The following is a 17,727-nucleotide window of genomic DNA, read 5'->3' as shown; positions in this document are numbered from 1 at the left end:
TCCGCGTGGGCACGGGGTGCCCACCCTACAACTACTCGTGACGGACGTGGTGGGTTACCCGCACGGCAACGTGATCGTCACCCGCGTACGCCCGTCACCTGTCTCCATGGCCGCGTGTCCGCCCTGGACCTCGGCCATGAGGCGGATCGAATACGTGCCCAGGCCCAGGCCGCCCGGCTTGCCGGCCGTCGCGTACTTGTCGAAGAAGCGATCGCGCATCGCGGGCGGCACCTCGCCCTCGTTGTCGATCACGACGCGCACCCCGCCGGGGCCGGGCGCCACGCCGACGCGGATCGTGCTGTCCGGCGGCGCCGCCTCGGCCGCATTCTTGAAGGCGTTCGTGAACATCGAATAGCACAGCAGCGATTCACCCAGGCACACGGCATGGCCGGGCGCCGCGCAGTCGAGCGCGATGCGCCGGTCGGGGAAGGCAAGCTCCGTCTGCCGCGCCACGCGCGCGAGCAGCGCCGCCATGTCGAACGGCCGCAGCGCCGCGCGGTACTCGCCCTTTTCCATCTTGTGCACGTCAAGCGTGCGGTTGATGAGGTCGAGCGCGTGGTTGGCCGCCATCTCGATCATGTGCGCATGCTCGCGCTGCGGTTCGGGCAGGTTGGCGCCCAGCAGGGCCTGGCTTGCGTGCAGGGTGACGGCGATGGGGCTCTTGAGGTCGTGGCGCGTCATGCGCTCGACGTCTTCGCGCAGGTGCGCGTTCTCGATCAGCAGGCGGTTCTGGCGCTGCAGGTCTTCCATCGCCGTGGACAGCGCGAGGTGCGTCGCGATGCGGGCCTTGAGGATCGCCGGGTCCGCGGGTTTCGGCACGTAGTCGACGGCGCCCAGGCGCAGCCCGCCCACCACGTCGTCGACGGCATCCTTCGCGGACAGGAAGATGACGGGGATGTGCGCCGTCTTCGGATCGGCCTTCAGCCGGCGGCACGTCTCGAAGCCGTCCATCGCGGGCATCATGATGTCGAGCAGGATCAGGTCGACGGGGAAGGCGGCGGCGATGTCCAGCGCCTTGCTGCCGCTGATCGCGACCTTGATCGCGTAATCGTCCTTCAGCGCGCCCGCGAGGACCTCGATGTTGGTCGGGATGTCGTCCACGATCAGCACCGTGCAGCGCTTCAGGCGCTCGGCCAGCGGCGCCTCCAGCCCGATGACGTCGGCCGGTGCCGGCGCGGGCTCCTGTGCGGGTGCGACCGGAGCGGCGGCGGCTGGCGCGGCAACGGCCGCCGCACTGTCCGGCGCCGCGCCGATCATCGCCATGAACTTGCTGGCGAAGCTGTGCACGGTGAACGGCTTGATCATGTACGCGTCGACGCCGGCCTGCAGCGCGCTGCGCACGGACGCCGGGTTGGCCTCGGCCGTCAGCATCATGAACGGCGTGCGCGCATGGCGCGTGTCGCGCCGCATCCAGCGCAGCAGGTCCAGCCCGCTCATCATCGGCATGCCCCAGTCGCCGATCACCACGTCGATGCTCTGCTGGCGCATCAGCTCCTGCGCCGCCTTGCCGTTATCCGCCTGGAACACGTTGGCGAAGCCGAGGTCCGCCAGCACCCGGCGCACGGCGGTGCGGATCAGCTGGTAGTCGTCGACGATCAGGATGGCGGCGGACTTGTCCATGGTGTTCCGATACTTGTTCGAGCCAGTGTAGCAACGAACGCATCCCCGTCCAACCATCCGGCGACTGGAGTTAACGAAAAGATACGCTATGCATGTTTATGCGTGTTTGAGCGCTTTGTTGCGTGTTTGTGCTGGAGCGTGTACAGTGGCGGCCTCACAGGAGGTGTTATGCAATTGGCGGAAGAACGACGGCAACACATCGTCGACACGGTCGAGCAGCAGGGCAAGGTGCTGGCGGCCGAACTGGCGCAGCGGCTCGGCATATCGGAAGACACGATCCGGCGCGACCTGCGCGACCTGGACGCGGCCGGCCTGCTGCGCCGCGTGCACGGCGGCGCGATGCGGCGCACGCGCGCGGAACCCAGCTTCGGGCAGCGGCTCGACGCGGACGAGGCGCGCAAGGCCATGCTGGCGCGCGCGCTGGCCGACTCTGTGCAGCCGGGCGACACGGTGCTCGTCGACGCCGGCACGACGAATCTCGCGTTCGCGCGCCTGCTGGAAGACGGCCGCGCCGCCGCCATCATCACGAACAGTCCGCAGGTCGCGCTGGGACTGGACCACTTGCGCGCGACGCGCGTCGTGCTGCTGGGCGGGATCTATTCGGCCCACGCGGGCGCCGTGCTGGGCGCGCAGACCGTGGCGGACATCCAGCGCCTGCGCGTGAACCTGGCCATCGTCGGCGTGTGCAGCGTCGAGGTCGACCGCGGCCTGGGCGCGAGCGACGCCGAGGAAGCCGTCGTCAAGCAGGCGATGCTGGCGGCGGCCAGCCGGCGCGTCGTCGCCGTGCTGAACGAGCGCCTGGAAGCGCCGGCCCCGTTCCTCATCGCGCCGCTCGCCGACATCGACCGCCTCGTGCTGGAAGCGGATGCGGCGCCCGACGTGCTCGCGCGCCTGCGCCGGGGCGCGCGCGCGCCCGAGATCGTGCTGGCCGCGCCGGCGGCAAGGGGGCGCGCATGAGCCGCCTCGACGACGCCAACGCGCTCGAACGCGCACCCGCGACGGGCCTGAATGCCGCGCGCTGGTCCGTGTCGACGATCTTCCTGCTCAACGGCGCCGGTATCGGCGTGTGGGCCGCGCACGTGCCGCTCGTGCAGGCGCGCGCGGGCATCGACACTGGCGTGCTCGGCTTCCTGCTCTTGACCATCGCCGGCGGCGCGATCTCCGCGATGCCGCTGTCCGGCTGGATGGCCGGGCGCTGGGGCACGCGCGCCGTCGTGATCGGCGCGGGCCTGCTGTTCGCGCTCACGAGCGCCTTGTTGATGAACGTGGGCGGCCTCGTGCCGCTGTTCGTCGCGGCATACGCGTTCGGCGCCAGCAACGGTGTGCTGGACGTCGCGATGAACGCCAACGCCAGCGAGGTCGAGGCGGCGCGCGGCATTCCGACGATGTCGTCGTTCCACGGCTTCTACAGCCTCGGTGGCCTCATCGGCGCGGCGCTGGGCGGCTTGTTGATCGGCGCTGGCTTCGGCGACGGCAGCGGGGCGTTGATGGTGAGCGTCGCGATCGCGGCCGTCGTCGCCCTGTGTGCGCGCCGCCTGCTGGCCGTGGCGCCGGCGCCGCACGCGAGCCATTTCGCGCTGCCGCGCGGGCCCGCGCTGTTCCTCGGCTTGCTCGGGCTGTTGTGCTTCGCCGTCGAAGGGGCGCTCGTGGACTGGAGCGCGCTGTTGCTGACGGAGCGGACGAAGGTCGATGCGGCGACGGCGGCCTTCGGCTACTCGGCGTTCTCGGTGGCGATGGCCGCGTGCCGCTTCGCCGGGGACCGCCTCGTGCTGCGCTTCGGCGCGCTGCGCGTGATGGTGGCGGGCGGCGTCGGGATGTTCGCGGGGCTGATGCTGGCCGTCGTCAGCACGCATTTCCTGCTGTCGGCGCTGGGCTTCGCGCTGATCGGACTGTCCGCGGCGAACGTCGTGCCGCTGATCTTCGCCGCGGCCGCGCGCATGCCGGGGATGTCGGCCGGCGGCGGGCTCGCGACCGTGGCGACGCTCGGCTATGCTGGGCTGTTGATGGCGCCGCCGCTGATCGGGTCGATCGCGGCGCACACGAATATCGCGGTGGCGCTGGGCATCCTGTCGTTGTCGGGGATCGTGATCGCGGCGAACTCACGCCGCGTCGTAGGGTGGACGGCTCCGCCGTCCACGCGGTGATACGCGCCGTCAATCGATCGAAACCGAAAACGGAGGGGGCTGTTCACGCGCGGGTTGAACGCGTGGACGGCAAGCCGTCCACGCTACGAGTAGGTTCTGAGGACGGTGTAGGCGCCGCCGCGCGATTCGACGAGGGCATAACCCCCGACCGCCCAATCGATCGCGGGACCGGCAGCCGGCACGCCCGCGCCGTTTGCGCGCCGCGCCATCGTCACATGCGGCCGGTACGCGCGCGCTTCCGGCGCGAGGCCCAGCGCCAGTAACGCGTCGGACAGGCGCGCATGCAGGTCCAGCAATCCTTGCGGTTCGCTGTGCGGTGCCAGCCACGCGATCCCGCCGTGCATCAGCTCCGGGCGGCCGAACTGCAGGTTGAATGGCGAGAAGGGCACCTGCAACCCATCCAGGAATTCGGGCAGCCGCACGGCCGGCTGGTTGCCGAGGAAGTGCAAGGTCACGTGCAGCTTGTCCGTGTGGACGGGCGTCGCGCCCCGCGGCCACGTCCACGCGTCGCGCCATGCGCGCAGCTGGCCGCGCACCGCATCGTCCGGCCACAGGGCCAGGAAGAGACGGGCGGTGTCCGGCGGCGTCGCCATGCTCATCTTCGCATCAGAAGCAGTGTTCAGCAGCCGGGAAGCTGCCGTCCTTCACGGCCGCCACATAGGCCTGCACGGCCGCGTCGATGCTCGTCTGGCCCTCCATGAAGTTCTTCACGAAGCGCGCCTTGCGGCCCGGGAAGACGCCCAGCAGGTCGTGCATGACGAGCACCTGGCCCGAGCAGTCGGGGCCCGCGCCGATGCCAATGGTCGGCGCGTGCAGCATGCCCGTCACTTCCTTGCCGAGCGCCGCCGGCACCGCTTCCAGCAGCACCATCGCCGCGCCGGCGTCCTGCAGCGCCTGCGCGTCGCGCTTGAGCTGCTCCGCGCCTTCGTCCGTCTTGCCCTGCACACGGTAGCCGCCCAGCTGGTGGACGAATTGCGGCGTGAGGCCGATGTGGGCGCACACGGGGATGCCGCGCTCCGTCAGGAAGCGCACGGTCTCGGCGAGCCACGCGCCGCCCTCGATCTTGATCATCTGGGCGCCGGCGCGCATCAGCGCGGCGCAGCTGTCGTACGCTTGCTGCAAGGTGCCGTAGCTGCCGAACGGCAGGTCGGCCAGCACGAACGCGTGTTTGCGGCCGCGCACGACGGACGCCGTGTGGTAGGCGACGTCGGCCACCGTCACCGGCAACGTGGAATCGTAGCCCGCGCACACCATGCCCAGCGAGTCGCCGACGAGCAGGATGTCCACGCCGCAGCGGTCCATCAGCGAGGCGAAGCTGGCGTCGTAGCAGGTGAGCATGGCGATCTTCTCGCCGGCCGCGCGCATCGCCAGCAGCGCGGGCAAGGTCACGGCCTTGCGCACCGGCGCATCGTTCGTCGAGTTTCCGCCCAAATAAGCGCTCATAGTCTTCCTTTGCAAATCGAGATGAGCCGGAGGATCGCCCCGGCGTGGCCACCGTCCCGGACAGGCTTGCGGTGACAGGTGCGCCCGGGTCGGTTTGTTAAGATGCGCGATCTTACCTGAAAACGCAGACGACATCCGTCGACCCCATGGCCACGACCATCCTCATTATCTTCCTCATCGTCTATCTCGGCATGATCCTCGGCGGCCTGCCGTTCCTGCGGCTCGACCGCACGGGCGTCGCGCTGCTCGGCGCCATCGCGCTCATCAGCATCAACGCACTGAGCCTCGAGCAGGCCGTCGCCTCGATCCACCTGCCGACGATGGCCCTGCTGTTCGCCTTCATGGTCGTCTCCGCCCAGATGCGCCTGGGCGGCTTCTACGACTGGGTCACGAACAAGCTCGCCGGCCTCGCGCTCGGTCCCGCGAGCCTGCTGGCCGTGCTGATCGGCGTGTCCGCCGCGCTGTCGGCCGTGTTCAGCAACGACATCGTGTGCCTCGCGATGGCGCCGCTGCTCGTCGACGCGTGCCGGCGGCGCCAGCTCGCGCCCGTGCCGTTCCTGCTGGCGCTCGCGTGCGCGTCGAACATCGGCTCCGCCGCCACGTTGATCGGCAATCCGCAGAACATGCTGATCGGCCAGACGATGCGCTTGTCGTTCGACGGCTACTTCCTCGACGCGATCCTGCCGGTCGCGCTGGGCCTCGTGCTCTGCTGGGTGCTGATCGCGCGCCAGGCGAAGGGACAATGGAAGGAAGCCGCGCCCGCGCCCGACGCGCAGGCACCGGCCATCGCGTTCGACGCGTGGCAGACGACGAAAGGCCTCGTGGTCGCGGGCGCGCTGCTGGTCGGCTTCCTCGTGGCGCCGTGGCCGCGCGAGCACATGGCGCTCGTCGGGGCGGGCGTCCTCCTGATGAGCCGCCAGCTGCGGTCGCAGAACATGCTCGGGCTGGTGGATTGGGAACTGCTCGTGCTGTTCATGAGCCTCTTCGTCGTCAACGCGGCGCTGCAGCGCACGGGGTTGACGGGGGAAGCGGTCGCGTGGATGGCCGCGCACGGCCTGCGCCTGGATCAGCCGGGCGCGCTGTTCGCGACGACGTTCGTGCTGTCCAACCTCGTGTCCAACGTGCCTGCCGTGATGCTGCTGATTCCCGTCGTCCATCACCCGCTGGGCGGCGTGATGCTGGCGCTCGTCAGCACGCTGGCGGGCAATCTGCTGATCGTGGGAAGCATCGCGAACATCATCGTCGTCGATGCGGCGGCGCGGCGCGGTATCGCCATCGACTGGCGGCGGCACGCGCGCGTGGGTGTGCCGGTCACGCTCGCGACGCTCGCGATTTCCGGCATCTACTTAGCACTGCGTTTTTAGCGTAGGGTGGACACACAGGGGTGCCCACCCTACACGGCATCGAGACGGACGATGGCTTGGTCGTTGACGTGCGCGAGCAGGGCGCTCACGGCACCACGCCCTGGGATGACGAGATTGCGCGCCACTTCGGCAAGCGGCGCGAGCACGAACGCGCGCTCGTGCATGCGCGGATGCGGAACGATCAAGGTGGGCGCATCGTCAATGACATCGTCGCCGTACAGCAGCAGGTCGAGATCCAAGGTGCGCGGTGCGTTGCGGTACGGCCGCTCGCGGCCGTGCGCCTGTTCGATGGCGAGCAGCGCTTGCAGCAGCGCGTGCGCATCGAGGTCGGTGTCGAGTGCGGCGACCGCGTTGACGTAGTCGTCGCCGGAGGAATCGATGGGCGCCGTGCGGTACAGAGACGACGCCTGCAGGAGTGTCGCGCCCGGCAGCCGGGCCAGGCGCTCGATGGCATCGACCACGTTCGCGCGCGCGTCGCCGAGGTTCGCGCCGATGCCGATCCAGGCGATCATTCGCCGCTGGCCGCCTGTGCGTTCGAATTCGCGTCGGCCGGTGCGCTGCCTTCGCCTTCCCCGCGGCGCGGGCTGCGGCGGCGCGGGCGTTTCTTCTGGCTCGAGGGCACGGTGTCGCGCGCCGTGTTGATCAGGCGTTCGCGCTCGGCGACGTCGCCGGCGTAGAACGTCGTCCACCAGTTGCCGATCTCCGCATCGAGCTCGCCCGATTCGCAGCGCAGCAGCAGGAAGTCGAAGCCGGCGCGGAAGCGCGGATGCTCCAGCAGTTTATACGGCGACTTGCCGTTGCGCCGCTCGAAGCGGGGCTGCATGGCCCAGATGTCGCGCATGTCGGTGGCGATGCGGCGCTGCAGGGCCAGGTTCTCGGTCTGGTTGTCGAGCACGTCGTCCGCCGCGAGATGCAGCGCGGGGATCGGCGATTCGCCCGCGGCGCGGTAGGCGTTCCACTTTTCCAGCACCTGGTGCCACAGCAGCGACGCGAACAGGAAGCCCGGCGACACGCCCTTGCCGGCCTTGATGCGCGTGTCCGTGGATTCGAGGGCCAGGGTCACGAACTTCATGCCGATCGGCTGTTCCAGCACGACGTCCAGCAGCGGCAGCAGGCCGTGGTGCAGGCCGGACGAGCGCAGCTCCTTCAGGCAGGCCAGCGCCTGGCCGCTCATCAGCAGCTTCAGCATCTCGTCGAACACGCGCGCGGCCGGCACGTTGTTGATCAGCGGGGCCATCACGGGGATCGGTGCGCGCGTGGCCGGCTCGATCGTGAACCCGAGCTTCGCGGCGAAGCGCACGACGCGCAGCATGCGGACCGGATCTTCGCGGTAGCGCGCTTCCGGCTGGCCGATGATGCGCAGGACCTTGGCGCGGATGTCCTCGATGCCGCCGTGGTAGTCGAGCACCGTCTGCGTGGCCGGGTCGTAGTACATGGCGTTGATGGTGAAGTCGCGCCGCTCGGCGTCCTCGTGCTGCGGGCCGAAGTCGTTGTCGCGCAGGACGCGGCCGTGTTCATCCTTCGGCGCGTTGTCGCTGCCCTTGCCGCGGAACGTCGTCACCTCGAGCAGGTCCTGGCCGAACATCACGTGCACGATCTGGAAGCGGCGGCCGATGATGAACGCGCGGCGGAACAGCTTTTTCACTTCCTCGGGCGTGGCGTCGGTGGCGATGTCGAAGTCCTTCGGCTTCACGCCCAGCAGCAGGTCGCGCACGGCGCCGCCGACGACGAACGCCTTGAACCCGGCTTCCTGCAAGGTCTGCGTGACGCGCACCGCGTTGTTCGACACGAGCTTCGGATCGATGCCGTGCTGCTCCGGCCCGAGAATCACGGGTTCGGTGGGGTCGCGCTCGTCTTTGACGCCCAGGATTTTGCGGATGAATTTTTTAATCATTGAAGAGATGCAGTGAAGTCCAGCCGAGGGCGGTGGCGTGTTGGCTCAGTTTCTCGCTCGGATTGGTCGCGATCGGGTGGGAGACGACCGACAGCAGCGGGATGTCGTTGTGCGAATCGCTGTAGAACCAGCTGCGCGCGAAGCTGTCGAACGGGCGGCCCAGGCCGTCCAGCCACGCGTGCATGTGCGTCACCTTGCCGTGACCCTGCGTGGGCGTGCCGGCCAGCTTGCCGGTCGGGTGGCCGCGCTCGTCCAGTTCGGGCTTCGCCGCGATCAGGTGCTCCACGCCGAACTCGCGCGCGATCGGCGTCGTCACGAATGCGTTGGTCGCGGTGATGATCGCAACGAGGTCGCCCGCGTCCTGGTGCTTGCGCACGAGATCCAGCGCTTTCGGGCGAATCGCCGGCTTGATCACGTCGCGCATGTATTGCGCCTGCAAGTCTTTCAGGTGAGCCGGGTCGAAGCGGGCCAGGGTGCCGAGGGCGAATTCGAGGTATTCGACCGGGTCGAGCGTCCCGGCGTTGTACTGCGCGAAGAAGGCGTCGTTGCGGCGCTGGTGTTCGCCGGCGTCGACGACTTTCTCACGCACGAGGAACTGGCCCCATTCGTAGTCGGAATCGATCGGCAGGAGGGTGTGGTCGAGGTCAAACAGCGCGAGGTCGTTCATTCTTTGGGTTCGGAGTGTGGGCTGCCGGTATTTTCCTGTAGCAATAAATCGCGCAGCAGCGGTACCGTGACCGGGCGCTGGGTCTCGAGCGAATACTGGTCGAGCGCATCCAGCATGGTCGACAGGGAGCGCATGTCGCGCTTGAAATGGGACAGCAGATAGGGTAACACGCTGGCCGACAGCGTCAAACCGCGGGCTTCCGCAGCCTGGGTGAGGGCGGCGATCTTCTCGTCGTCGGACAGGCCGTGGATCTGGTACACGAGGCCCCAGCCCATGCGCGTGCGCAGGTCCTCGCGGACGGGCAGCACGGCCGGCGGCACCGGCCCCGTGCAGACCATGTACGCGCCATGCTCGCGCACCTGGTTGAACAGGGCGAAGGCGTCGATCTGGCGCTCGGGCGACAGCTGGTCGACGTCGTCCACGAGGTACAGGCTCACGTCGGGCGTGAGCACGAACGCCTCCGGGCCACTGTCGGCCGCGATGTAGCGCGCGCCGTCCGTCGCGGCCAGGCCTTGCAGCAGGTGCGTCTTGCCGGCGCCCGTCTCACCCCACAGATAGCAGAAATGCTCGCGCGATGCGCGCTGGGCGAACTGGTGCATCAAATGCGCCATTTCGGCATTTTCCCCTATCTGGAAGGTGTCGAGGCTTTGCGCCGGCTCGGCGCCTAAATCGAGCACCAGCTGTTTCATGGCTTGGTTCTCACAATGTCGTGTGCGGTTGAATCAGCCATTATAAAAGCTGCTGCGCAGATAGTGGCGTTTCAGGTGACGGAACGCCACCATCAGCACCGCGGACGCCGGCAGCGCCAGCAGCACGCCGACGAAGCCGAACAGCTGGCCGAACGCGAGCAGGGCGAAGATCACGGCCAGCGGATTCAGCCCGATGCGCTCGCCCACGAGGCGCGGCGTGAGGAAAAAGCCTTCGATGACCTGGCCCGCGCCATAGATCACGGCGACGGCGATCACCCCGCTCCAGTCGGAGAATTGCAGGATGGCGGCCGTCAGCGCCAGCGCGAGCCCCAGGCCGTAGCCCAGGTAGGGGATGAACACGAGCAGGCCCGTCAATATGCCGACCGGCAGCGCCACCTCGAAGCCCGCCAGCGCCAGCGCCGCCGAGTAGTACAGGGCCAGCACGAGCATCACGAGCAACTGGCCGCGCAGGTATTGCGCCAGCAGCGCGTTGACTTCCTGCGCCATGCCCACCGTCTGGCGCACCCAGCGGCGCGGCACGGCGTTTTCCAGCTGCAGCAGCAGGCGGTGCCAGTCCAGCAGCAGGTAGAACAGCACGACGGGGATCAGGATGCCCGTCGCGATCCAGCCCAGCAGCGCGCTGCCGCCCACGCGCGCGGACGCGAGCACCGTGGTCCAGATCTCGTCGCCCGACGTCATGATCTGCTGCGTGAGGATGGTGCGCAGGCTGCTGCCGTCGAGCTTGATGTGGATGCCGAATTGCGCGAGACGCGGCGACAGCGCGGCGTCGATGCGCGCGAGCGCGTCCGGGATCTGCGCCTGCAGCAGCGGCAGTTCCGTGCGCAGCACCGGCACGACGATCAGCACGAGGGCGGTCACCGCCGCGAGGAATCCGAGGATCACGGCCGCGACGGCGAGCGAGCGGGGCAAATGGAACTTGCCGAGGCGGGAACGCTCCAGCCGGTCGACGGCGCCGTTCAGGGCGTAGGCGAGGATGGCGGCCGCGATGAACGGTGTGAGGATGGGACCGAGGGCGTACAGCAGCAGACCGCAAGCCAGCCAGAGTGCCAACCAAAACGCTGATTGCTTCTGCTCCGGACTGAAGGAAAATGACATGTATTGTTGTTCTTGGTGGTTAAAACGGTGCCGCGGCAGGCGGTTTTGATAAAATAATGGATTGACCGACCGACCATCGGTGCCCCGTACCGTCCGGCGCCCCGTTGTCAACCGCCTACTATTTTACCGCCTCCGCTGCCAAATACCATGAGCCAACCATCTAATGTTTCTCTCTCCTACCGCGACGCCGGTGTCGATATCGATGCCGGCGACGCCCTGGTCGAAGCGATCAAACCATTTGCCAAGCGCACCATGCGCGAAGGCGTGCTCGGGGGCATCGGCGGCTTCGGCGCGCTGTTCGAAATCAGCAAGAAGTACAAGGAACCGGTCCTCGTGTCCGGCACCGACGGCGTCGGCACCAAGCTGAAACTGGCGTTCGAGCTGAACCGTCACGACACGGTCGGCATCGACCTCGTCGCCATGAGCGTCAACGACATCCTCGTGCAGGGCGCCGAGCCGTTGTTCTTCCTCGACTACTTCGCCTGCGGCAAGCTGGACGTGCCGACCGCGACCGCCGTCGTGAAAGGCATCGCCGCTGGCTGCGAACAGGCCGGCTGCGCGCTGATCGGCGGCGAGACGGCCGAGATGCCGAGCATGTACCCGGACGGCGAATACGACCTGGCCGGCTTCGCCGTCGGCGCCGTGGAAAAATCGCAGATCATCGACGGCACCAAGATCGCCCCGGGCGACGTCGTGCTGGGCCTCGCCTCGTCGGGCATCCACTCGAACGGCTACTCGCTCGTGCGCAAGATCATCGAAGTGTCGAAGCCGGACCTGGAAGCCGACTTCCACGGCCGCAAGCTGTCCGACGCGCTGATGCAGCCGACCCGCATCTACGTGAAACCGCTGCTGGCGCTGATGCAGGCGATGGAAGTGAAGGGCCTCGTGCATATCACGGGCGGCGGCCTCGTCGAGAACATCCCGCGCGTGCTGCAGGATAACCTGACGGCCGTGCTGGACGCGAAGTCGTGGACCCTGCCGCCGCTGTTCCAGTGGCTGCAGCAGCACGGCGGCGTGGCCGACGCCGAGATGCACCGCGTGTTCAACTGCGGCATCGGCATGACCGTCATCGTCTCGAAGGACAACGCGGACGCCGCGGAAGCCCAGCTGAAGGCGGCCGGCGAGACCGTGTACCGCATCGGCGAGATCCGCGCGCGCGGCGAAGGCCAGGCGCAGACGATCGTCGAATAAACCTTGCGGCTTGCATGTACGAACGGGCGCTGCGGCGCCCGTTTTTTATTCCGGGCGACCGGTAGGGTGGACGGGGGACCCGTCCACCCTACGATAAAACGCGGCTTCCAGTTGTCATTCCGGCGCTACCCGGCCGTCGGCGCGACCATCGTCACCTTGCCCGTGCGGAGATGGTAGAGCGCCATGCCGTTGCGGTGATGGAAGCGGAAGGCCGGCACGGACCAGTCGACGTCGATCCGGTTGTCCGTCTTGAGGACTTCCAGCTCGGCCTCGTGCACGATGCCGTCTGCTGTGAACACCTTCACGACGTAATGCCAGCTGTCGGAGCGCGCGCCCCCGTCCCGTTCGGACGCATCCGGCGCTAGGCCGTAGCCGGCCCACAGCCGGTCGTCGTCGACGGGATAGAGCGCGGTGAAGCGGCCATCGTCATTGTTACGGGTCGTGGTCGTCAGGAACGGCAGCTTGCGCGGCGGCTGGCCCGGGCGCAGCAGGACGTATTCGAAATGCGTCTTGAGCGTGACGTCCTTGCGGCCGCCGTCCGGCGAGAACACGAGGTCGTAGCGGTGCTCGTAGGTTTTTTCGACGATCGTGGGATTGATGCCGCAGCAGACGTTCCGGCTGCCCACCTCGGGCACGCTGCGCTCCCAGCCCGCCAGCGGGACGGGGCCGGCCGGGCAGCCGGTCAGCGTCAGCACGGCGGGGACGATCAGCCGGCATTTGAGTCGATCGATCATGTGTCGTGTGGATGGAAAGTCGTTATTCGGGCGCCCGGATATGCGCCACGAGCCCGCCGCTCTCGCGCGGCGGCGGCGCCGTCAGCAGGCTCGCGACGACGAGCGCCAGCGCCCCCGCCGGCACACCGAACACGCCGGCGGAGATGGGGGCGATGTGGAACCAGACGGCGTCGAGGCTCCCGCCCAGCATCGGATTCGTGTGCAGCATGTAGTACAGGCAGACGAGGAACCCGGTCGCCATGCCCGCGATCGCGCCCGCGAAATTCGCCCGCTTCCAGAACACCCCCGCCACCAGCGCCGGGAACATGGCCGACCCCGCGAGCGAGAACGCGGCGCCGACGAGCGACAGGATGTCCGCCGGCTTCTGCGACGCCACGTACGCGGCGATGAACGCGACGGCCAGCAGCAGCAGCTTCGAGATCGTCACGCGCTTCTGGGTGGAGGCGCCGGGGTCGACGATCTTGTAGTAGATGTCGTGCGACAGGGCGTTCGAGATCGCGAGCAGCAGCCCGTCCGCCGTCGACAGTGCCGCAGCAAGACCGCCGGCCGCGACGAGGCCCGAGATCACGTACGGCAGGCCACCGATCTCCGGCGTGGCCAACGTGAGCACGTCGCCGTCGATCGCAACTTCGGCCAGTTGTACGATGCCGTCGCCGTTGACGTCGACGATGCTGATCAACGGGTTCGCCTTGTCGACGTTGGCCCAATACGAGACCCACGTGGGCAGCGCGTCGTAACTGGTGCCGACGACGGTCGTGTAGATGTCGTACTTGGCGAGCACCGCCAGCGCCGGCATCGTCAGGTAGATCAGCAGGATGAAGAACAGCGTCCAGAACACGGACACGCGCGTCTCGTGCACGGACGGCGTCGTGTAGGCGCGCATCAGGATGTGCGGCAGCGCGGCCGTGCCGAACATCAGGCAGAACACGAGCGCGAGGAAGTTGTTGCGGCGGATGTCCGATTCCTGCCGGGTCTTGCCGGGGAACGGTTCCGCGTGCGGCTCGGGCGGCTGCGCGCGCGCCAGGTTGGCCGCGCGCAGGTCGTTCCACACGTGTGCCGCTTCGTCCGCCGTGCGCGGATAGTCGAGCAGCGCGCGCTCGGCGCTGCGCACTTCGGTCAGCGGCGCGTTGCGGCTGCGCGCTGTGTCCAGGCGGCGCTGCGCCTCGATCTTTCCGGCTTCCCAGGAATGCGGCAGGCCGGCGAGGCGCGCGCCGTAGTCGTCGGCGCGGGCGCGGAACGCGGCACGCACCTCGGCCTCGCGCGGGTCCGCCGCGAGCTGGGCTTCGCGCTTCGCCAGTTTCGGCAGCACGGAACCGTACGCCACCTGCGGCACGGGGTTGCCCGCGAATTTCACGGACAGCCACATCGTCGGGATCAGGAAGGCGACGAGGATGATGATGTATTGCGCGACCTGCGTCCACGTGATGGCGCGCATCCCGCCCAGGAACGAGCACACGAGGATGCTGGCGAGGCCGAGGAAGATACCGACCGAGAAATCGACGCCCGTGAAGCGCGACGCGATCAGGCCCACGGCGTAGATCTGCGCGACGACGTACGTGAACGAGACGACGATGGTGGCGCCGACCGCGACCGCGCGCACGATGCTGCCCCGCCGTGTGCCGGCCTCGCCGCCGTAGCGGGCCGCGAGAAAGTCGGGGATCGTGTACTGGGCGAAGCGGCGCAGATAGGGCGCGATCAGCAGGGCGACGAGGCAGTAGCCGCCCGTCCAGCCCATCACATAGGCCAGCGCATCGAAGCCGTGCAGGTACAAGGTGCCGGCAAGGCTGATGAAGCTGGCCGCCGAGATCCAGTCGGCCGCCGTCGCCATGCCGTTGAACAGCGCCGGCACGCGCCGCCCGGCCACGTAGTATTCGGACACGTTGGACGTGCGGCTGACGACCCCGATGATCGCGTACAGCACGATCGTCGCGAACATGTACAGGTGGCCGATCCACTGGCGCGGCATGCCCTCGTTTTCCAGGATCGCCAGCGCGCCGAGGAACAACCCGAAACACAGCGTGAACCACAGGTAGTAGCGGGCCAGGCGGCGGAAGTAGCTGCGCGTCTTCGCCTTCGCGGCGGCGGCCGGTGGCGCGGCGCCCGTCACGGCGTCGTCTCCAGCATGCGCGCGAAGTCGCGGTCGAGGACGCGCATGCGCCAGGCGTACGCGCCGATGATGGTCAGGTACATCAGCGACGCACCCTGCGCGGCGAGGTAGAACGACAGCGGCCAGCCGAACACGGACAGGTGCGCGAGGTCGCGTGCGAAGAACACCGTGCAGAAGCTCGTCGCGAGCCACAGCGCGAGCAGCAGCGCGACGAGGCGGCGCGCGCGCGCCCAGTGCGCGGCGCGCGCGGCGAGGATGCGCGCACGCCGCCGCTCGTCGTCGCGGTCGGGGTCAGATGAAAGGGCGGTCTCGGTCGGCATCGGGATCAAGCATGACGGTGGGCGGGAAGGTCAGCCGGAACAGGCTGCCCGGGAGTTTCTTGTGCGTGCTGCGCGGGTTGTTGAAGATCTCGATCTCGGCGCCGTGCTGCTGCGCGATCTCGCGCACGATGGCGAGACCGAGGCCGGAGCCGGGCGCGCTGGAACCGAGGATGCGGTAGAAGCGCTCGAACACGCGGTGGCGCTCGGCCGGCGCGATGCCGGGGCCCGTGTCTTCCACTTCGAGCAGCGCCTGGTTGCCCTGGCCAATATTGGTGCCCCGTACGCGCACGGTGACGCTGCCGCCGGGCGGGGTGTAGCGCAGTGCGTTGTCGATCAGGTTCGACAGCAGCTCGCGCAGCATCATGGCGCTGCCGGCGATGTCCGGCGGGTCGCCGATCTCTTCGTAGCCGAGGTCGATCTCGTGCGCGAACGAGGCCTGCACCCAGTCCTGCACGACGTCGCGCGCCAGGGCGGCGAGGTCGAGCGGTTCGAGCGCCAGGCCCGCGTGTGGCTGGTTCTCGGCGCGCGCCAGCGCCAGCAACTGGTTCACGAGGCGCGTGGCCGATTCGGAACTCTTGGCCAGCTGTTCGAGCGAGCGGTGGATCTCGTTCGGATCGACCTGGCGCAGCGCGAGCTCCGATTGCATGCGCATGCCCGCGAGCGGCGTCTTCATCTGGTGCGCGGCGTCGGCGATGAAGCGCTTCTGCGCGTCGATCGTGTGGGCGAGGCGCGCCAGCATGTCGTTCAGCGAGCCGACGAGCGGCGAGATCTCTTCCGGCACCTGGCGCGAATCGATGGGCGACAGATCGTCCGGCGGGCGCGCGCGGATGCGTTCCTGCAGCTGCGCGAGCGGCGACAGCCCGCGCGACAGGGCGAACCAGACGAGGGCCAGGATCACGGGCAGGATGATGAACTGGGGCAGGATCACGCCCTTGATGATCTCGTTGGCGAGCTGTGCGCGCTTGTCCAGCGTTTCCGCCACCTGCACGAGGGCGAGGCGCGGTTCCTCCGACGCGTCCAGCAGCGGCTGCAGGTTGACCCACGCATAGGCGACGCGCACGGGCGCGCCGTGCAGCGTCTCGGTGCGGAAGTGCACGCGGCCACTGCGCTCGGCGTCGTCCGGGCTCGGCAGCGGCAGGTCGCGGTCGCCGTCGACGATCTCGCCGCGCGGGCCGCTGATCTGGAAATAGACGCTGTCGACGTCGTCGGCACGCAGGATGTCGCGCGCCGAGCCGGGCAGATGGGCCTCGACCTTGCCGTCCACTTCCTTGACCTGCTGGGCGAGCACCGTGACGCTGTCTTCCAGCGCATGGTCGAACGGTTGATTCGCGATCGACTTCGCGACGAGGTAGGTGATCGCGATGCTCATCGGCCACAGCAGCAGCAGCGGGGCCAGCATCCAGTCGAGGATTTCGCCGAACAGCGAGTGCTGGATGCTTTCTTCCGGCTCGGGCTGCGGCGGGGCATACAGCGGTTCGAGGGGCTCCGCGACGGCGAGCGGCTCCGGACCGGCTGCCCGCCGCCTGAAGGGCTTCACTTGTGGCCGCTGGCCGCGTCGGCGCTCTTGCGGGCGCCGTCGCGGGCATTGTCGGAATAGCGCTCGAGGCAGTAGCCGAGGCCGCGCACGGTGGCGATGCGGATGCCGTCCGTCTCGATCTTCTTGCGCAGGCGGTGCACGTACACCTCGATGGCATTGTTCGACACTTCCTCGCCCCATTCGCACAGGTGGTCGACCAGCTGCTCCTTCGAAACGAGGCGCCCTGTGCGCGCCAGCAGGATTTCCAGCAGGCCTAGCTCGCGCGCGGAGAGGTCGAGCATCTGGTCGTTGATGTAGGCGCTGCGGCCGACCTGGTCGTACACGAGCGGGCCGTGGCGGATGACGGTGGAGCCGCCGCCCTGGCCGCGGCGGGTGAGGGCGCGTACGCGCGCTTCCAGCTCGGACAGGGCGAACGGCTTCGGCATGTAGTCGTCGGCGCCGGCATCGAGGCCGCCCACGCGCTGCTCGATGGAGTCGGCCGCCGTGAGGATCAGCACGGGCAACAGCGACCCGCGCGCGCGCAGGCGGCGCAGCACATCGAGGCCGGACAGCCTGGGCAGGCCGAGGTCGAGGATCAGCAGGTCGAATTCCTGCGTGGACAGCGCCGTGTCGGCGTCCTGCCCGTTCTTGACGCAATCGATGGCATAACCGGACTGGCGCAAGGAGCGCGTCAGCCCGTCGGCCAACACGCTATCATCTTCGGCAAGTAAAATACGCATCTCTCCCCCGGCTTTTGTTGTTCGATCCCGCTTACCCGCTTATTGTGTGTCAAGTTACGCAACATGTCGAATCGGTCAAGCGACAGTAAATATCGCTTGCCAAAACCACTGGATTTTTATACAGTACTTCTTATTGAAATCGCGCGAGCGGCCCACACCTTGGTTCACTCTAGGACAGAAAG

Annotated in this window: 17 protein-coding genes; 4 read left to right on the top strand and 13 right to left on the bottom strand. The window is 68.2% G+C overall.

Annotated features, from left to right (window positions below; all coding sequences use genetic code 11):
* Nucleotides 1-54: 54 nt before the first annotated feature.
* Nucleotides 55-1,620 (bottom strand): response regulator, encoded by a 1,566-nt coding sequence (locus NX784_RS26155; protein WP_258819607.1) that lies wholly within the window; start codon nt 1,618-1,620, stop codon nt 55-57.
* A 168-nt stretch (nt 1,621-1,788) separates the two neighbouring features.
* Between NX784_RS26155 and NX784_RS26150 the strand changes: the two genes are divergently transcribed.
* Together NX784_RS26150 and NX784_RS26145 are read left to right on the top strand one after the other, a co-directional pair.
* Nucleotides 1,789-2,577, top strand: a complete 789-nt coding sequence (locus NX784_RS26150) for a DeoR/GlpR family DNA-binding transcription regulator (RefSeq protein WP_258819606.1) — start codon at nt 1,789-1,791, stop codon at nt 2,575-2,577.
* The gene (locus tag NX784_RS26145; RefSeq protein ID WP_258819605.1) at nt 2,574-3,764 is read left to right on the top strand and encodes an MFS transporter; all 1,191 of its coding nucleotides are present in this window, start codon (nt 2,574-2,576) and stop codon (nt 3,762-3,764) included. The genes NX784_RS26150 and NX784_RS26145 overlap by 4 nt, the downstream gene beginning before the upstream one ends.
* Before the next feature lie 83 nt (nt 3,765-3,847).
* Here the strand turns inward: NX784_RS26145 and thpR are convergent, their stop codons facing one another.
* On the bottom strand, nt 3,848-4,357 hold the full coding sequence (gene thpR / locus NX784_RS26140) for an RNA 2',3'-cyclic phosphodiesterase (protein ID WP_258819604.1): 510 nt from the start codon (nt 4,355-4,357) through the stop codon (nt 3,848-3,850).
* Nucleotides 4,358-4,370: 13 nt separating this feature from the next.
* Entirely contained in the window at nt 4,371-5,207 is an 837-nt protein-coding gene (panB, locus tag NX784_RS26135) for a 3-methyl-2-oxobutanoate hydroxymethyltransferase (protein WP_258819603.1), read from the bottom strand.
* Nucleotides 5,208-5,353: 146 nt separating this feature from the next.
* On the opposite strand from panB, the gene NX784_RS26130 reads away from it, so the two are divergent.
* Nucleotides 5,354-6,571: an anion transporter gene (locus NX784_RS26130; RefSeq protein WP_258819602.1), complete on the top strand. Its 1,218-nt coding sequence runs from the start codon at nt 5,354-5,356 to the stop codon at nt 6,569-6,571.
* 29 nt (nt 6,572-6,600) lie between these two features.
* Here the strand turns inward: NX784_RS26130 and folK are convergent, their stop codons facing one another.
* The 5 genes from folK to NX784_RS26105 are packed head-to-tail and all read right to left on the bottom strand — an operon-like array spanning nt 6,601 to nt 10,937.
* Nucleotides 6,601-7,083, bottom strand: a complete 483-nt coding sequence (gene folK, locus NX784_RS26125) for a 2-amino-4-hydroxy-6-hydroxymethyldihydropteridine diphosphokinase (protein WP_258819601.1) — start codon at nt 7,081-7,083, stop codon at nt 6,601-6,603.
* Nucleotides 7,080-8,465, bottom strand: coding sequence for a polynucleotide adenylyltransferase PcnB (gene pcnB / locus NX784_RS26120; RefSeq protein WP_258819600.1), 1,386 nt, complete (start codon nt 8,463-8,465; stop codon nt 7,080-7,082). Before pcnB ends, folK begins: the two co-directional genes overlap by 4 nt.
* Nucleotides 8,458-9,132 carry a histidinol-phosphatase gene (locus tag NX784_RS26115; RefSeq protein ID WP_258819599.1) on the bottom strand — a complete coding sequence of 225 codons (675 nt, stop codon included), beginning with the start codon at nt 9,130-9,132 and terminating at the stop codon, nt 8,458-8,460. The genes pcnB and NX784_RS26115 overlap by 8 nt, the downstream gene beginning before the upstream one ends.
* On the bottom strand, nt 9,129-9,821 hold the full coding sequence (gene hda / locus NX784_RS26110) for a DnaA regulatory inactivator Hda (RefSeq protein WP_258819598.1): 693 nt from the start codon (nt 9,819-9,821) through the stop codon (nt 9,129-9,131). The genes NX784_RS26115 and hda overlap by 4 nt, the downstream gene beginning before the upstream one ends.
* Nucleotides 9,822-9,854: 33 nt before the next feature.
* Nucleotides 9,855-10,937 (bottom strand): AI-2E family transporter, encoded by a 1,083-nt coding sequence (locus NX784_RS26105; RefSeq protein ID WP_258819597.1) that lies wholly within the window; start codon nt 10,935-10,937, stop codon nt 9,855-9,857.
* Between the two features lie 147 nt (nt 10,938-11,084).
* Between NX784_RS26105 and purM the strand changes: the two genes are divergently transcribed.
* Nucleotides 11,085-12,128: a phosphoribosylformylglycinamidine cyclo-ligase gene (purM, locus tag NX784_RS26100; protein ID WP_258819596.1), complete on the top strand. Its 1,044-nt coding sequence runs from the start codon at nt 11,085-11,087 to the stop codon at nt 12,126-12,128.
* A gap of 125 nt (nt 12,129-12,253) precedes the next feature.
* On the opposite strand, the gene NX784_RS26095 is transcribed toward purM, so the two are convergent.
* The 5 genes from NX784_RS26095 to NX784_RS26075 are packed head-to-tail and all read right to left on the bottom strand — an operon-like array spanning nt 12,254 to nt 17,545.
* Entirely contained in the window at nt 12,254-12,862 is a 609-nt protein-coding gene (locus NX784_RS26095) for a hypothetical protein (RefSeq protein WP_258819595.1), read from the bottom strand.
* Nucleotides 12,863-12,884: 22 nt separating this feature from the next.
* Nucleotides 12,885-14,969: a sodium:solute symporter family protein gene (locus NX784_RS26090; RefSeq protein ID WP_258819594.1), complete on the bottom strand. Its 2,085-nt coding sequence runs from the start codon at nt 14,967-14,969 to the stop codon at nt 12,885-12,887.
* Nucleotides 14,966-15,289 carry a DUF4212 domain-containing protein gene (locus tag NX784_RS26085; RefSeq protein ID WP_258819593.1) on the bottom strand — a complete coding sequence of 108 codons (324 nt, stop codon included), beginning with the start codon at nt 15,287-15,289 and terminating at the stop codon, nt 14,966-14,968. The genes NX784_RS26090 and NX784_RS26085 overlap by 4 nt, the downstream gene beginning before the upstream one ends.
* On the bottom strand, nt 15,261-16,826 hold the full coding sequence (locus tag NX784_RS26080) for a sensor histidine kinase (RefSeq protein WP_258819592.1): 1,566 nt from the start codon (nt 16,824-16,826) through the stop codon (nt 15,261-15,263). The genes NX784_RS26085 and NX784_RS26080 overlap by 29 nt, the downstream gene beginning before the upstream one ends.
* Entirely contained in the window at nt 16,823-17,545 is a 723-nt protein-coding gene (locus NX784_RS26075) for a response regulator (RefSeq protein WP_258819591.1), read from the bottom strand. Before NX784_RS26075 ends, NX784_RS26080 begins: the two co-directional genes overlap by 4 nt.
* Nucleotides 17,546-17,727: the final 182 nt, after the last annotated feature.

Source organism: Massilia pinisoli (genome assembly GCF_024753285.1).
Taxonomy (GTDB): Bacteria; Pseudomonadota; Gammaproteobacteria; order Burkholderiales; family Burkholderiaceae_D; genus Telluria; species Telluria pinisoli.
The sequence above is the reverse complement of the archived record's forward strand: the minus strand, read 5'-3'. Positions and strand labels throughout refer to the sequence as shown.

Coding starts and splice junctions, on each gene's coding strand:
- NX784_RS26155 (WP_258819607.1), bottom strand. CDS start 1,620: ATGGACAAGTCCGCCGCCATCCTGATCGTCGACGACTACCAGCTGATC.
- NX784_RS26150 (WP_258819606.1), top strand. CDS start 1,789: ATGCAATTGGCGGAAGAACGACGGCAACACATCGTCGACACGGTCGAG.
- NX784_RS26145 (WP_258819605.1), top strand. CDS start 2,574: ATGAGCCGCCTCGACGACGCCAACGCGCTCGAACGCGCACCCGCGACG.
- thpR (WP_258819604.1), bottom strand. CDS start 4,357: ATGGCGACGCCGCCGGACACCGCCCGTCTCTTCCTGGCCCTGTGGCCG.
- panB (WP_258819603.1), bottom strand. CDS start 5,207: ATGAGCGCTTATTTGGGCGGAAACTCGACGAACGATGCGCCGGTGCGC.
- NX784_RS26130 (WP_258819602.1), top strand. CDS start 5,354: ATGGCCACGACCATCCTCATTATCTTCCTCATCGTCTATCTCGGCATG.
- folK (WP_258819601.1), bottom strand. CDS start 7,083: ATGATCGCCTGGATCGGCATCGGCGCGAACCTCGGCGACGCGCGCGCG.
- pcnB (WP_258819600.1), bottom strand. CDS start 8,465: ATGATTAAAAAATTCATCCGCAAAATCCTGGGCGTCAAAGACGAGCGC.
- NX784_RS26115 (WP_258819599.1), bottom strand. CDS start 9,132: ATGAACGACCTCGCGCTGTTTGACCTCGACCACACCCTCCTGCCGATC.
- hda (WP_258819598.1), bottom strand. CDS start 9,821: ATGAAACAGCTGGTGCTCGATTTAGGCGCCGAGCCGGCGCAAAGCCTC.
- NX784_RS26105 (WP_258819597.1), bottom strand. CDS start 10,937: ATGTCATTTTCCTTCAGTCCGGAGCAGAAGCAATCAGCGTTTTGGTTG.
- purM (WP_258819596.1), top strand. CDS start 11,085: ATGAGCCAACCATCTAATGTTTCTCTCTCCTACCGCGACGCCGGTGTC.
- NX784_RS26095 (WP_258819595.1), bottom strand. CDS start 12,862: ATGATCGATCGACTCAAATGCCGGCTGATCGTCCCCGCCGTGCTGACG.
- NX784_RS26085 (WP_258819593.1), bottom strand. CDS start 15,289: ATGCCGACCGAGACCGCCCTTTCATCTGACCCCGACCGCGACGACGAG.
- NX784_RS26075 (WP_258819591.1), bottom strand. CDS start 17,545: ATGCGTATTTTACTTGCCGAAGATGATAGCGTGTTGGCCGACGGGCTG.